Here is a 13,150-nt window from a genome sequence, read left to right on the forward strand (position 1 = left end):
CTGCTCGTGCAGCCCGCGGACGTGCGTCTATCTGGCTGCGACGAGCAGCCGCCACCAGGTGAGTCGGGTGGAACGCACGCCCCGAGCATAGCCGGTCGTCAGAGCGCGGCCAGGACGTCCGCGGTCTCGACGGGATGGGTGATCATGCAGTCGTGCGGGCCCGCGAGCGCGACGTGGTCCCACGCGGGATCGGCCTTCGTCCGCTCCGCGATCGCGGTGAAGAGGTCCACCCGTGGCTTGACCGTGCAGTACACGTAGGTCACCGGGACGCCGGAGGCCTCGACGGCGCGGCTCATCGCGGCCGCGTCGGTGAACGTCGCGAGCGGCTGCGGGCTCGCCCGCCTGCGGACCCAGTCGCGGTCGGCCGGGCGGACCAGGCCCCAGCGGTCGAGCGACTCCTCGTCGAGCGGGATGACCCCGGCCTCCTCGTCGGCCCGGTCCAGGAAGTAGCCGCCGGCGGGCCCCAGCAGGTCGATCACCGAGCGGCCGTCCTCGGGGACCAGGGCGTCGAGATAGACGACGCGGCGGAACGGCTCGGGACGCCTGTCGACGACGCTGCCCACCACGACACCGGCGTAGCTGTGGCCGACCAGCACCACGTCCGTGAGCTCCTCGGCGTCGACCACGGCGAGGACGTCGTCGACGTGGTGCCGAGCCCGATCCCGTCCGGCGTCGTGAGGTGCGCCCGCTCGCCCATCCCGGTCAGCGACGGCGCGTACACCTCGTGGCCTCGCGCCCGCAGCAGCCGGGCCGTCCGCCGCCACGACCACCCGCCGTGGAACGAACCCGCGACCAGGATGAACGTGGACACGACCGTGATCATAGATCCGGCCGCCGGGCCCACCGCGGCAGCCATTCGTCGCCGCGGGCCCGGGACCCATGGCGGTCGCGCAGGAACGCGAGCAGCGACGCGAGCACCGGATGCGCGTTGTCGCGCCGCCACACGACCGACAGCGGGAACACCGGGACCGGGTCGACGACGGGGATGCGCCGCAGGTCGTAGCTCGCGGGCCAGAAGTAGCGCGAGCCGGGGCCGACCAGTGTCGCCAGCGTCGGCGACGCGGCGATCTCCGTCAGCTGCACCTCGGCGCTGAACAGCGGGCCGCCGAGATCGATCGTCAGCCCGAACGTCTCCGCGAGCTCGGCGTAGTACGTGCTCGCCTCCCCGCCGGGCGCGAGCCCCGGCATCCAGACCGGATGGGCGGCGAGCTCGGCGAGCGTCACCGCCCGCGCGTCGGCCAGTGCGTGCGCCGGACCGACGAGGAGCTCGTGCGGCTCGAGCACGACGCGTGCCGCCTCCAGCGGAGTGCCCGCGAGCCGGTCGGGGCCGTCGACCAGCGCCCGGAACGTGGCGTCGACGGTCCCAGTGGTCACCGCGTCGAGGGCCGGCCCTACGGCGACGTCGGGCAGGGTCACGACGTCGAGCACCACGCTCGGATCCTGCTGGTAGAACGCGTGCAGCAGGGTCGCCGGCGCGGTCCGCCGGTTGAGGACGTCGACGCGCAGCGCCCGCCGTCCGGGCGCCACCGACGCGAGCGCGCGCTGCTGCGCGGCCAGCAGCTCGCGGGCGTGCGGGAGGAACGCCCGGCCGTCGACGCTGAGCCGGGCGCCGCGCGGGGTCCGGGTGAACAACCGGACGCCGGGGGCGCGCTCCAGGGCGGCGACGCGCTTGGAGACGGCCTGCTGGGTCACGCGCAGCTCGTCGCCCGCGCTCTGGAACTGCCCGGTGTCGGCCACCGCGACGAACGTCCGCACGGCCTCGAGATCCACGCCCCGACCGTAGGAGACAACCAGCGGTTGTGGCGCACGGGCGGGCCCGTTGTTCGACGCCGGGCGCCACGTCCTGGTTGCATCCGCCGCCGTGGGGCTGGGACGTCGGTTCGGGTGGCTGTGGGCGGCCTACGCCGTGAGCACCTACGGGACGGCGCTGGGGTTCGGCGCGTTCGCGTTCGTCGCGATCACCGTGCTCGGGGCGAGCGCGGCGCAGGTCTCGCTGCTGTCCGCGTGCGGGCTCGCGGTCGGCGCGGTGCTCGCCGTGCCGCTCGGACCATGGGTGGAGTTCCGCCGCAAGCGTCCGGTGATGATCGTGACCGACCTCGTCCGCTGCGCCGCGATGGCATCGGTCCCGGTGGCGTACTGGCTCGGCGTCCTCGGCTTCGGTCAGCTCGTCGTCGTCGCGGTCGTCGTGGCGGCGGCGAAGATCGCGTTCACCGCAGCGAGCGGCGCCTTCCTCCCGACGGTCGTCGCGCCAGCTCGCCTGCTCGCCGCCCACAGCCGGTTCGAGTCGACGCAGTGGTCCGCGACGGTCGTCGGCCCCATGGTCGGCGGCGCCGCGATGGGCCTGCTCGGGCCTGTCACGACGATCGTCGCCGACGCCGCCGGCTATCTGCTCTCGGCGGTGGGTGTCGCGGCGATCGGCGGGACCGAGGAGCGGCCGCCGCGCCCGGACCGGCTGCGGGCCGGAGACCTCGTCGAGGGGTGGCGGTACCTCTGGCGGCACCCGACGTTGCGGCCGGCTGTTCCTCGACGTGCTGGCCGTCAACGGGCTGATCATGGCGTGCGAACCGCTGCTGACGTTCCTGATGCTCGGCCCGCTGGGCTTCCCGACGTGGGAGTACGGACTGGCCTTCGCGCTGCCCTGCCTCGGCGGAATCGTGGGCTCGCGGCTGGCCCCGCGGATCGTCGCCCGCTGGGGCCGGCAGCGGGTGCTGCGCGTGTTCGGCGTCGCGCGGGTGTGCTGGCCCGTCGGGCTGGTGGCCGTCGGACCGGGTCTCCCGGGCCTGCTGACGGTGATGGTCGTCGAGTTCGGGCTGATCCTGTGCATCGGCGTGTTCAACCCCGCGATGGCCACCGAGCGGCTGCAGGCCACCGACCCCGGCAGCCGGGCGCGGATGCTGGCGGCCTGGTCGACGACGAGCAGCGCGACCATCGCGCTCCTGACGACGCTCTGGGGCCTGCTCGCCGGGCTGACCGGTCCCCGCCTCGCGATCGGCGCCGCGGGGGTACTGCTGCTGGCGACGCCGTGGCTGACGTCGGCCGGCCGCCCGGCAGCCACGCCCGAGCGGCCTGACGCGGCGGCCCGCTCGTCAGGTCACCGTCAGCGGATCGTCAGCGGCCGGCCCGACGCTTCCCGCATGACTCAGAACCGTCCCCCCGACGCCCCGCCCGCGGCGTTCCCCTGGCGGCGTCTCGGCATCTGGACCCTCGGCTTCCTCGCCTTCCCGCTCGCCGGGATCCTCGGCGGGGTCGTCGGGCCCGTCGACGACCCCGCCTCCGCCCTGGTCGGCGGCGCAGTGACCGGCCTCGTCCTCGGCGCCGGGCAGAGCGCGGCGAGCCTCGGCCTGCTCCGGCCGGTGCGCTGGATCCCGGCGACGACCGTCGGCATGGCCGCGGGGCTCGTGCTGGGCGCCGCGGCCGTCGGCTACCGGACCACCCTCGCCGACCTGGCGCTGATGGGCCTGCTCACCGGGATCCCCCTCGGCGTGGCCCAGGCGGCGGCGCTGCCCGCCGACCTGCGGCACCGGATCGGCTGGGCGATCCTCGTGCCGCTGCTGTGGGCGCTGGGCTGGACCGTGACGACGCTCGTCGGTGTCGACGTCGAGTCCGGCTACACGATCTTCGGCTCCACCGGCGCCGTCACCGTGACCGTCCTCGCGGGGCTCGCCCTGCTTCCGCTGCTGCGCCGCGGGACCCGTCCGACCGGCGCCGCCGCAGCTCAGCCGACCGCCACCGTGCCCTGGTGGAAGTAGACCCGCCACGGACCGCCGTCGCGGCGCCGCCACAGCGAGCTGCGCAGCGCCGTCCGGCCGGGCCGACGCGTCCGGTAGGTCAGCAGGACGACGTCCGCCGCCAGCCGGGTGGCGACCATCGTGTCGGTGAGCGGCCGGCGACCACCGCCCCCGGCCATCACCTGCAGGGCCGCCGCCCGGTCCCACACCCGGCCCGACGCACCGAACTCGTGGAACTGCGGGTCGAGCAGCTCCGCGGCGCGCCGCGGGTCGGTGCGGACGGCCGGGTCCAGCAGGCGCAGCTCGCACTCGATGACGTCGCGCAGATCGGTGTCCTCGGCCATGCCTCGATGGTGGGCCGCAGCCCGCGGACCGGCAACGGAGTTACGCCCCGCGACGGTGCCACGAAGTCGGGGTGGCGGGATTTGAACCCACGGCCCCTCGCTCCCAAAGCGAGTGCGCTACCAAGCTGCGCCACACCCCGTGTCTGACCTGGGAAAACACCCCTATCGGACACGTAACGCTAGCACGGACGGCAGGCGTCTCCCGGCGCCCCCACGGGTGGTGGCGTCGAGGGCCGGTTTCGTCGGTGGGGGTCGCTACGTTCCGCGGCGTGCTCCCGCATCTCGACGAGGACGGCCTGACCGACTCCGGTCGGTGGCGCGAGCTCGGCGTCACGCACTGGCACCTCACGGTCGGCGAGGTCACCACGGGGGACCCGGCGCGGTACCGGATCGAGCGGTGGCGCGAGCTCGTCGGAGCCCGGTACGAGGGGACGACCGACGACCCCCGTGAGGCGCTGCGGTGGATCACGGACCAGCGGATCGACGCCGTGAAGCGGGCCACGCACCCGGATGCGTGCCTCGCCCGCGCGGGCTGGGACAGCGAGGCGCGCTGGCTCGCTGCGCTGGAGGTCACGTGGATGATGCTGACCCGCACCCTCGGGCCCGCGGGCGGCGGCATCTCGGTGAGCGACGGGCGGTCGATCGAGATCTACGCAGATGCGATGACCCCGCGGTCGTGCGGGAAGGCTCACTAGCGCCGCGCCGGCCGGACGAAACGACCTGCGTCGTGCCCGGGGACGTCGCATGATCGTCGTCGTGGACCTGGGGGAGCTGAGGTGGCGACGCGACGTCGGGGTGGGCGAGTGGATCGGGGAGCGGCTCGGCGGCCCGTTCGGCTACGTCGGCTCGGTCGTGCCACGCGGCTACGCGGCGTACGCCCGCGTCCTGCATCCCGTCCCGGCGCCCGGTCCGTCGTTCGACGGTGCGCCGCTGCGCTGGGCCGACGTCTGCCGCGCGACCGGGCGCCGGCTGCACGCACTGGCCCAGTGGAGCGCGATCGCCGTGCCGCCGGGCGTCCCGATCACCTACGACGCGCGCTGGCGCGACGTCGCGCCGGACGTCGGCAACCTCGGCCGGGCGGCCCTCGACACCCTGCTCGGGCTGCTCGGCGCCCCCGGGACGCCGTGCTTCTTCGCGCTCTGGGAGGGGTTCGGCTGGATCCACGGCAGCCCGGCGGTCGTGGTCGTCGGCAGTGACGAGGAGGTTCCGCCGGAGCTGCCCCGCGAGGTCCTCGACGGTCCGCGGCTGCGGCTGCCGCACCGGGACCACATCGTCTTCTCCGGGCCGCTGCGGGACGCCGTGCGGATCGGGCACACCTACTCGTGGGGCGAGTTCGCGACGCAGTCGCCGACCCTGTTCTGGGCCGCCGACCGCTCCTGGTGCGTGGCGTCGGAGATCGACTTCGACTCGACGCTGGTCGGCGGATCCGCCGAGCTCGTGGCCGCGGTCCTGGGCAGCCCGGACCTCGAGGCCCTGCCGGTGGGACCCGACGACTCGCTGCGCCTCGACGGCGACGCGGTGAACCTCTGACTGTGGCGCGGGCGGGGTCCGCTAGGCTGAAGGGGGCCGGGCGACCGGCCACGCGGGCGTAGCTCAATGGTAGAGCCCCAGTCTTCCAAACTGGCTACGCGGGTTCGATTCCCGTCGCCCGCTCCAGGCCTGCCGGCGCACGCGCCGCAGGCGCGGCCGCTCGGGAAGTATCGCTCGCCACGAGCGCCCGTCCGGTGAGCTGGTCCGACAGGAGTCCGCGGTCGCGCCCCGGAAGACCGGTCACGTCGCGCCGGCGGTGGCCGGACTCCCTGGCCGGACGGGCGCGCTCGTCGGCTTGTCGGTTCTGTCCAAGACCGGCGGACAGCGGCGACATAACGTACGCGGACCGAGGACGTCGACGGCCGCACGCCGTCGGACCGGAAGGAGACCCCCAGGATGCGCGACCTCGTCTACACCGCGTTCATGTCGCTCGACGGCGTCGTGGACTCGCCGGGCGGTGGACCGGGGGAGGAGCACCGCAGCGGAGGCTGGGTGTTCAAGGACGTCGAGTTCCTGCCCGAGGCGTTCGCGCTCAAGGGCGAGGAGCTCGCGGAGACCACGGCCCTGATGTTCGGCCGGCGCAGCTACGAGGCCTTCGCCCCGACGTGGCGCGACTCGCAGGACCACGCGGCCTACAAGGACCTGCCGAAGTACGTGGTCTCCTCGACGATCTCGCAGGACTCTCTCGTCGACGGCTGGGGCGAGACCACGATCCTGCGCTCGACCACCGACGTCGCAGAGCTGAAGAAGGGCGAGGGCGGGGCGATCTTCATCCACGGCAGCGCCGAGCTGGCCCGCGGGCTCTCGGACGCGGGGCTGATCGACCGCTACAACCTGCTGGTGTTCCCGGTGCTGCTCGGCGCCGGCAAGAGTCTGTTCAGCGACGCCGACCGCGAGCGGCAGAGGCTGCGGCTGCGCGACTCGCAGGGCTATCCCAACGGCGTCGTGAAGCTGCTCTACGACGTGGCCGGCTGAAGGCCGGCCGCCGCTCACGAGAACGAGCCGAGGTCCAGCGCGAGGGCCCCGGCGCCGCCGTCCTGCAGCTGGGTGGCCGTCCGCCCGACGTAGCGGCGCAGCGCACGCGCCAGGTGCGGCTGGTCGAAGTAGCCGAGCGAGGCGACGACGTCGGTGGCCGCCTTCCCCGCGGCCAGCAGGTGGGCCGCCTCGCGTGCGCGCTCCATCTGACGCACCGCACCCCGGGTGAGCCCGGTCGCCGCCCGGAACCGCCGTTCCAGCGTGCGGTCCGACACGGCGGGGCGGCCGCCGCGCAGCACCTCGCCGACGATCGGGTCGCGAACCACCGCGCCGTCCCTGACGAGGCGCGCGACCAGGGCCTCCGCGTCGTCGGGGGCCGGCCGTTCCCAGCGGCGTGACCCGCAGAGCCGGAACGACGTCCGCGTCGCGTCGGCGAGCTCCACCCCGCCGTCGACGAGCGATGCGACCGGGAGGTCCCGCAGCGACGTGCCGATCGCGAACTCGATGCCCACGAAGCTCGCGCCCTCGGGGACCGGCGCGCTGCCGGTCGCGGTCTCCGGACCGGTCACCCCGGCATGGGCCCGGCCGTCGCACTCCCAGAAGACCAGCCCCCATCGGGGCGCCGCGACCGAGGTCATCTCGCCGACCTGATCGCTGGTGCACGTCCACACCGCGTCGACCCACGGCGAGTCCGACGTGCGCGTGGTGAACCGCAGCCCCATGCCCGCATTCTCGCGGCCTCGCCGGTCGGCGGGGAGCCCGTGGCCCGGCGCGGTCACGACCGCGTGCCGACCTCGCGGGCCCGGAGGTAGGGGCGCAGCAGGCGACCGAGGAGCGCCAGCGCCGCGGCGGCGTCGTGCGGGGCGAGGTCCTGGGAGGCGCGCAGGACCGCGGCGTTGATCAGCTCGGCCATCCGCTCGGGGTCCGCCTCGTCGAGCCCACGCAGCGCGTCGATGAGGGGCTCGCGGAGCTGGGTGTGGAGCTGCGCGCTGTGGGCGTGCAGCACGGCCGGGTCGATCAGGGTGCGCAGGGCCTTCGCGATCGCCTGCTCGGGCCCGGTGAAGAGCTCGACGTTCGCCTCGACGTAGGCCCAGACCCGCTCCGCGGGGGTGCCGGCGGCGGCCACGCGATCGAGCACGTGCCGGGTCCACGCGGGAAAGACCTCGGCGACGACGGCCTCGAGCAGCGCCTCGCGAGAGGGGAAGTACTGGTAGACGCTGGGCCTGGCGAGACCGATCCGCGCGCCGACGGCGGCCAGCGACGGCGCCTGCCCGGTCTCGGCCAGCAGCGCACGTGCCGCATCGAGGATCGCCCGCCGCTGCCGCTCGCGGTGCTCGGCAACGGTGGGAGCCTGGATGCGGGGCACGTCATCCTCCTCCCGGGTGGAACCACTCGGTCACGCCATGGCAGGCCGCTCCTCGGTCAGCCTGCCGTCGATCATCTCGAACACCCGGTCGCAGTGCCGCAGCACGTCGTGATCGTGCGTGACGACAACAGTAGCCATGTGGTGCTCGTGGGTCTCCTGGGCGAGCAGGGCGAGTACCTCGTGGCTGCGCCGGCGGTCCAGTGCGGACGTCGGCTCGTCCACGAGCAGCACACCGGGCCGGGTGACGAGCGCCCGGGCCACTCCGACGCGCTGGCGTTCCCCGCCGGAGAGCTGATGCGGCCTGCGGCCGCTCTTGTGCTCCATGCCGACCTCGGCGAGCAGCTCGACCGGGTCCCGCGGGTTCTCGATCCGGCCGAACGTCAGTGGCAGCCGCACCTGGTCGACGGCGGTCAGCGCGGGCAGCAGGTTGTTGCTCTGGAAGACGTAGCCGATGCGGGTGCGGCGGATTCGCGCCCGCACTCGTTCCGGCCCGGCGAGGTCGACGCCGTCGACGACGACCCGGCCCGCGTCGGGCACCGTGAGCCCGCCCGCGACCGCGAGCAGGCTCGACTTGCCCGCCCCGGACGGTCCGACGACCGCGACGATCTCGCCCGGCTCGACGTGCAGCGACACGTCGTCGAGCGCGACGGTCTCGTCCTCGCCGTCGCCGTGGCGCAGGGTGACACGTTCCAGCAGAAGTCCGGTGGTCATCGGTTGCCTCCCAGGGCGGTGAGCGGGTCGACCCTGGTGACGCGCAGCACCGCGACGGCCGCTCCGACCATGCCGAGCGCCACCAGGAGGAGTGCTGCGACACCGACGGCGCCGAGGTCGAGCGCGAAGGGCATGGGGGTCGCCGAGAGCCCGGCCCCCGCCGCGACGCCGGCGGCGACACCGACGACGGTCGAGACCACGAGCAGGACCGCCGACTGCAGCAGGCTGTCGCGCAGCACGTAGCCCGTCGCGGCGCCCATCGCGCGCAGGACCGCGATCTCGGGCTTGCGCTGGATGACCAGGACGGTGAAGAAGGCGCCCACGACCAGTGCCGAGATCGCGTACAGGAACACCTGGATCATCCCGAGGGTCGCCGTCTCGGCGGTGTAGCCGGGCGAGGCGCCGAAGGACTCCTCCAGGGTCATCGACGCCGTCCCGGCCGCCTCGTCGCCCGCGGCGAGGTCCGTGCCCGGCGCGGTGCGCAGGGCCACGGCGGTGATCTCGTCGTAGGCGTGCGCGGGAACCGGGTCGCCGGGGCCGGCCCCGGCCCGGATCTCCTGCCACGTGCGCAGCGGCACGTAGCCGACGTCGACGTGGCCGAAGGTGTGCTGGCCGTCCAGGACGCCGACGACGGTCAGCTCGGTCCCGATGCGGTCGAGGGTGACGGTGTCACCGAGCCGCAGGCCCGCGTCGATCGCGGTCGCGCTCACCACGATCTCGTGCGGAGCCGAGCCGAGCCGGGCGCCCTGAGCCGGATCAGGATCGACGAACGAGCCCGGCTGCACCCCGAACAGCGCGAGATCGATCTCCGTGCCCCGGTCGGACTTGGCGTTGACCAGTGTGTTCCCCAGCGGTGCAGCGTCCGTGACGCCGTCGCGCTCCGCCCACCGGGCGACGGCCGCGGAGTCGACGACGCTGCGCGAGAACGCGGAGTCGGTCGGGACACCGCGTTCGAAGGCCAGGGACGTGACCGGCAGCTTCTGCAGGCCGGAGACGCCGTCGTTCACCAGCCCCACCGACAGGCCGGACAGCAGCACCATCAGCACCGCTATCAGCGCGACGACCGCACCCATCAGGGCGAAACGGCCGCGGGCGAAGGCGAGCTCTCGCAGGGTCAGGAACATCGGTCACGTCGCAGCACTCTTGTCGACACCATGTCGGCAACGTTACCGACATGGTGTCGGCATCTTCGCGGGAGGGTCCGTGGGGGCCGTCGCGTAAGTTCCCGACAGGGCGTTGGTATCCTACCGGACGAGTCCGAAAAGTCCGATCTCGGGCGCAGGGGGCGCCGGCTCGGCGCACCGGCGGGCCCTGGTTACATCGACCGTGAGAGTGAGTGAGTGCCGTGGAGTTCCTCAGGCTCGTGTTGCTGTTCCTGCACTTCATCGGTCTGGCGGTGCTGCTCGGTGCCTTCGTCGCGCAGCTGCGGGAGCCGGCGGTGGAGGGCCGCCGCCGTCCCGCGACCGGGATGCTGCACGGCGCGCTCACCCAGCTCGTCACGGGCGTCGCGCTCGTCGGACTGCGGGAGGGTGCGCTCGACCTCCCCGTCGACAACACCAAGATCGCCGTCAAGCTCGGCGTGGTGGTGGTGCTGCTGGCCCTCGTCATCGTCGGGCGCCGCAAGACCCTCGGCCCGGCGGCATTCTGGGCGATCGGTGGGTTGGCCGTGCTCAACGTCGGCATCGCGGTCTTCTGGGTCTGACGACCCTCACGAGCTGTCGCCGGCGACCTCGATGATCGTCTTGCCGCGGCGCCGACGGCGGGCGAAGGCGTCGGGTGCCTCCGCGAGCGGGCGGACGTCGCCGACGACGGGTCGCAGCCGCCCGTCACGGACCCGCAGGGCCAGGTCCGCGAGCTGCGCCCGGTCGGGTTCGACCACGAAGAAGACCGCACGGCCGCCCTCGGGGTGCGCCGTGGGCGGTTCCGCGATCGTCACGAGCGTGCCACCGGGGCGCACGAGCGCGGTCGACCGCGCGAGGATCTCGCCACCGATCACGTCGAGCACGACGTCGACCTGACCGGCGTCCTCCAGCGCGTCGGCGTCCAGGTCGAGGAACGCGTGGGCGCCGAGCTCGCGCGCCGGCTCGCGGTCGGCGGCCCGGCCGGTCCCGATCACCCGGGCGCCGGCCTCCCGCGCGAGCTGGACGGCGATGGACCCGACGCCGCCGGCCGCGCCGTGGATCAGCACGGTCTGCCCGGCGGTGAGTCCGCCGTGGACGAAGAGTGCCTGCCACGCGGTCAGGCCCGAGATCGGCAGCGCGGCCGCCACCGTGTGGTCGATGTCGGCGGGGAGCGGGGCGAGGTTGCGGGCCTCCACGGCGGTGTACTCGGCCAGGGTGCCGTTGCGCGCCCAGTCGGTCAGCCCGAACACCCGTTGCCCGACGGTGAGGCCGGTGGTGCCGTAGCCGAGCTCGACGACGACGCCGGACAGTTCGTGTCCCGGGACGCTGGGCGTGCGGTCGCGACCGGCGCGGTCGGTCCAGGTGGCGGGCCAGTCGAGCTCGCCGGGGATGAAGCCGGCGGCGTGGACCCGCACGACGACGTCGTTCTCGGCGGCGTGCGGGTGCGGCAGCTCGGCGAGGGTGAGGCCGTCGACACTGGCGGTCCGGTCGCGAACCGTGATGGCGTGCATGTCGATCTTCCTTTCGGGGACGGGCCGGATCAGCTCGGCCAGGGCGAGCCGAGGATGCGCTCGACGGTGGTGGTCCGGGTGAAGCCCGGGACGAAGTGCTCGAGGACGTCGGAGTTCACGGTGCCGTTCGTGGTCTCCGGACGGTGCTCGAGCCCCTCGGCGTAGGCGCGGAGGAACTCGTTCTTGAAGTCCCCCCGGGGGTGGACGGCGAGGATCTCCGCCACGTCGTCGGAGGGGAGCTCGTCGAGGCCGACGCCGAGAACGTCGGTGAGGACGCCCAGGTAGGTGGTGGCGACCTCCGGCCCCATGCGCGGGGGGATTCCCGGCGTCGTGTGCAGTGCGATCGCGGTCCACACGGTCTCGGCAGCCGCGGGGGAGAAGCCGTGGGCGCGCAGGAACGCGCGGGCGTGGTCGGCGCCGTCGACCTCGAACCGCTGCTCCACGTCGGAGAACGGCCTGGTGAGACCCGTGTCGTGGAACAGGGCGGCGACATACAGCAGCTCGGGGTCGGGTTCGACGCCGAGCCGCCTGGCGTGCAGTCCGCCGAAGAGGAACACGCGACGGGAATGGTGGTAGACGAGCGGGCTGGTGGTCTCCCGCACGAGGCGGGTCGCCTCGTCGGCCGCTTCCGTCCCGGGCACGGCCACGCCCGCGATGACCTCCGACATGACGTGCTTCCTCCGCTGATGGTCGTCGACAGCTCCTGCGCACTCGATGCTGCCGATCGACCCGCCCCCGGCGCCGCTCTCGTCGGGCCAGGAACCCCTCGGATCCGGACAGCGGGCGGCGGCGGGACCCGCCGCGGCGGACGTCGCGTGCCGGGATCATTTGCCTCGCGGGGGTCGGCCGCTGTGAGATCCGGCCGTGCACCCCTCGGCCCCACGACGCATCGCGTTCCTCGTGTACGAGGGGGTGACGCTGCTGGACGTCGCGGGGCCGGCCGAGGTGTTCACGGAGGCGAACCGGTTCGGCGCGGACTACCGGATCGTGCTGGTGTCACCGACCGGCGAGGACGTCAGGTCGAACCTCGGTGTCACGGTCGCGGTCGACGGCGCCGTCGCCGACGAGCCGGCCCCGGACACGTACCTCGTCGCCGGGTCGGGGCTGCACGTCCGGACGTCCGTGCCTCCGGAGCTCGCCGACGCCGCCCGGGTGCCCGCGGCCGGTGCCCGCCGCGTCGGGTCGATCTGCACGGGCGCGTTCATCCTCGCCGCCGCGGGCCTGCTCGACGGCAAGCGCGCGACCACCCACTGGAAGGTGACGCACGAGCTCGCCACCCGGTACCCGACGTGCCGCGTCGAACCCGACGCGATCCATGTCCGCGACGGCTCCACCTACACCTCGGCGGGGGTGACGGCCGGGATCGACCTGGCGCTGGCGCTCGTCGAGGAGGACCACGGCGCCGACCTCGCCCGTGACGTCGCCCGCGCCCTGGTGGTCTACATGCAGCGGTCGGGCGGGCAGTCGCAGTTCTCCGCCCCGCTGCAGGGACCGCCGCCGCGGTCGCCCGACCTGCGCACGGTCACCGACCTGGTCACGGCGAACCCGCAGGGCCGGCACTCCCTCGGTGACCTCGCGGGGCACCTCAACGTCAGCACCCGGCAGCTGTCGAGGCTCTTCCACGACGAGCTGGCCACGACGCCGGCCCGGTACGTGGAGAGCATCCGGTTCGACATGGCGAGGGCGCTCCTCGACCAGGGGCACACCGCGACCCAGGCCGCGGCCCGCGCAGGTTTCCCCAGCTACGAGAGCATGCGGCGGGCCTTCGCCAGGAAGCTCTCGATCAGCCCGGCGGCCTACCAGCGCCGGTTCGGCACGGCTCGTGGCATCGACGCGGAGTAGCGTGCCGGGCCGGCCCGCGCCC

Annotated in this window: 15 protein-coding genes, 2 tRNA genes and 1 pseudogene; 8 read left to right on the forward strand and 10 right to left on the reverse strand. The window is 73.9% G+C overall.

Annotated elements, in window-relative coordinates; all coding sequences use genetic code 11:
- Positions 1-98: 98 nt before the first annotated feature.
- Complete coding sequence (locus PSED_RS09785) at positions 99-881, reverse strand: alpha/beta fold hydrolase (protein ID WP_083845134.1); 783 nt, start codon at positions 879-881, stop codon at positions 99-101.
- On the reverse strand, positions 820-1,770 hold the full coding sequence (locus PSED_RS09790; RefSeq protein WP_041759468.1) for a LysR family transcriptional regulator: 951 nt from the start codon (positions 1,768-1,770) through the stop codon (positions 820-822). Before PSED_RS09790 ends, PSED_RS09785 begins: the two co-directional genes overlap by 62 nt.
- A gap of 136 nt (positions 1,771-1,906) precedes the next feature.
- Between PSED_RS09790 and PSED_RS35490 the strand changes: the two are divergent.
- Positions 1,907-2,443: pseudogene (locus PSED_RS35490) on the forward strand (MFS transporter); the annotation flags it as partial.
- Between the two features lie 85 nt (positions 2,444-2,528).
- Positions 2,529-3,749 carry an MFS transporter gene (locus PSED_RS35495; RefSeq protein WP_063821894.1) on the forward strand — a complete coding sequence of 407 codons (1,221 nt, stop codon included), beginning with the start codon at positions 2,529-2,531 and terminating at the stop codon, positions 3,747-3,749.
- On the opposite strand, the gene PSED_RS09800 is transcribed toward PSED_RS35495, so the two are convergent.
- Positions 3,716-4,072, reverse strand: a complete 357-nt coding sequence (locus tag PSED_RS09800) for a nuclear transport factor 2 family protein (protein WP_013674089.1) — start codon at positions 4,070-4,072, stop codon at positions 3,716-3,718. The genes PSED_RS35495 and PSED_RS09800 overlap by 34 nt on opposite strands.
- Positions 4,073-4,138: 66 nt before the next feature.
- Positions 4,139-4,212 (reverse strand) — tRNA-Pro (locus PSED_RS09805).
- A gap of 105 nt (positions 4,213-4,317) precedes the next feature.
- On the opposite strand from PSED_RS09805, the gene PSED_RS09810 reads away from it, so the two are divergent.
- The 4 genes from PSED_RS09810 to PSED_RS09825 all read left to right on the forward strand — a co-directional run bounded on the left by PSED_RS09810 (position 4,318) and on the right by PSED_RS09825 (position 6,577).
- Positions 4,318-4,767: a hypothetical protein gene (locus tag PSED_RS09810; protein ID WP_013674090.1), complete on the forward strand. Its 450-nt coding sequence runs from the start codon at positions 4,318-4,320 to the stop codon at positions 4,765-4,767.
- Between the two features lie 49 nt (positions 4,768-4,816).
- Positions 4,817-5,602 carry a hypothetical protein gene (locus PSED_RS09815; protein WP_013674091.1) on the forward strand — a complete coding sequence of 262 codons (786 nt, stop codon included), beginning with the start codon at positions 4,817-4,819 and terminating at the stop codon, positions 5,600-5,602.
- Between the two features lie 52 nt (positions 5,603-5,654).
- Positions 5,655-5,728, forward strand: a tRNA-Gly gene (locus PSED_RS09820).
- A gap of 270 nt (positions 5,729-5,998) precedes the next feature.
- A complete protein-coding gene (locus tag PSED_RS09825) occupies positions 5,999-6,577 on the forward strand; it encodes a dihydrofolate reductase family protein (RefSeq protein ID WP_013674092.1) in 579 nt (192 codons plus the stop codon).
- Between the two features lie 14 nt (positions 6,578-6,591).
- On the opposite strand, the gene PSED_RS09830 is transcribed toward PSED_RS09825, so the two are convergent.
- Genes PSED_RS09830 through PSED_RS09845 form a run of 4 tightly spaced genes read right to left on the reverse strand, consistent with a single transcriptional unit; the run spans position 6,592 to position 9,778 of the window.
- A complete protein-coding gene (locus PSED_RS09830) occupies positions 6,592-7,299 on the reverse strand; it encodes a helix-turn-helix domain-containing protein (protein ID WP_041760860.1) in 708 nt (235 codons plus the stop codon).
- A 53-nt stretch (positions 7,300-7,352) separates the two neighbouring features.
- Positions 7,353-7,943 (reverse strand): TetR/AcrR family transcriptional regulator, encoded by a 591-nt coding sequence (locus PSED_RS09835; protein ID WP_013674094.1) that lies wholly within the window; start codon positions 7,941-7,943, stop codon positions 7,353-7,355.
- Positions 7,944-7,973: 30 nt separating this feature from the next.
- Complete coding sequence (locus PSED_RS09840; protein ID WP_013674095.1) at positions 7,974-8,654, reverse strand: ABC transporter ATP-binding protein; 681 nt, start codon at positions 8,652-8,654, stop codon at positions 7,974-7,976.
- Entirely contained in the window at positions 8,651-9,778 is a 1,128-nt protein-coding gene (locus tag PSED_RS09845; RefSeq protein WP_013674096.1) for an ABC transporter permease, read from the reverse strand. The genes PSED_RS09840 and PSED_RS09845 overlap by 4 nt, the downstream gene beginning before the upstream one ends.
- A 212-nt stretch (positions 9,779-9,990) precedes the next feature.
- On the opposite strand from PSED_RS09845, the gene PSED_RS09850 reads away from it, so the two are divergent.
- Positions 9,991-10,356, forward strand: a complete 366-nt coding sequence (locus tag PSED_RS09850) for a hypothetical protein (RefSeq protein ID WP_233899373.1) — start codon at positions 9,991-9,993, stop codon at positions 10,354-10,356.
- Positions 10,357-10,362: 6 nt separating this feature from the next.
- Here the strand turns inward: PSED_RS09850 and PSED_RS09855 are convergent, their stop codons facing one another.
- On the reverse strand, positions 10,363-11,286 hold the full coding sequence (locus PSED_RS09855; RefSeq protein ID WP_013674098.1) for an NADP-dependent oxidoreductase: 924 nt from the start codon (positions 11,284-11,286) through the stop codon (positions 10,363-10,365).
- A 29-nt stretch (positions 11,287-11,315) separates the two neighbouring features.
- Entirely contained in the window at positions 11,316-11,954 is a 639-nt protein-coding gene (locus PSED_RS09860) for an HD domain-containing protein (RefSeq protein WP_013674099.1), read from the reverse strand.
- Between the two features lie 196 nt (positions 11,955-12,150).
- On the opposite strand from PSED_RS09860, the gene PSED_RS09865 reads away from it, so the two are divergent.
- Positions 12,151-13,128, forward strand: coding sequence for a GlxA family transcriptional regulator (locus tag PSED_RS09865; protein WP_013674100.1), 978 nt, complete (start codon positions 12,151-12,153; stop codon positions 13,126-13,128).
- Positions 13,129-13,150: the final 22 nt, after the last annotated feature.

Source organism: Pseudonocardia benzenivorans CB1190 (assembly GCF_000196675.2).
Lineage (GTDB): Bacteria > Actinomycetota > Actinomycetes > Mycobacteriales > Pseudonocardiaceae > Pseudonocardia > Pseudonocardia benzenivorans.

Bases quoted from the DNA above. Each gene is read 5' to 3' on its own strand.
- PSED_RS09855 (WP_013674098.1), bottom strand. From the start codon at position 11,286: ATGCACGCCATCACGGTTCGCGACCGGACCGCCAGTGTCGACGGCCTC.
- PSED_RS09800 (WP_013674089.1), bottom strand. From the start codon at position 4,072: ATGGCCGAGGACACCGATCTGCGCGACGTCATCGAGTGCGAGCTGCGC.
- PSED_RS09840 (WP_013674095.1), bottom strand. From the start codon at position 8,654: ATGACCACCGGACTTCTGCTGGAACGTGTCACCCTGCGCCACGGCGAC.
- PSED_RS09830 (WP_041760860.1), bottom strand. From the start codon at position 7,299: ATGGGGCTGCGGTTCACCACGCGCACGTCGGACTCGCCGTGGGTCGAC.
- PSED_RS09815 (WP_013674091.1), top strand. From the start codon at position 4,817: ATGATCGTCGTCGTGGACCTGGGGGAGCTGAGGTGGCGACGCGACGTC.
- PSED_RS09845 (WP_013674096.1), bottom strand. From the start codon at position 9,778: ATGTTCCTGACCCTGCGAGAGCTCGCCTTCGCCCGCGGCCGTTTCGCC.
- PSED_RS09860 (WP_013674099.1), bottom strand. From the start codon at position 11,954: ATGTCGGAGGTCATCGCGGGCGTGGCCGTGCCCGGGACGGAAGCGGCC.
- PSED_RS09825 (WP_013674092.1), top strand. From the start codon at position 5,999: ATGCGCGACCTCGTCTACACCGCGTTCATGTCGCTCGACGGCGTCGTG.
- PSED_RS09785 (WP_083845134.1), bottom strand. From the start codon at position 881: ATGGGTCCCGGGCCCGCGGCGACGAATGGCTGCCGCGGTGGGCCCGGC.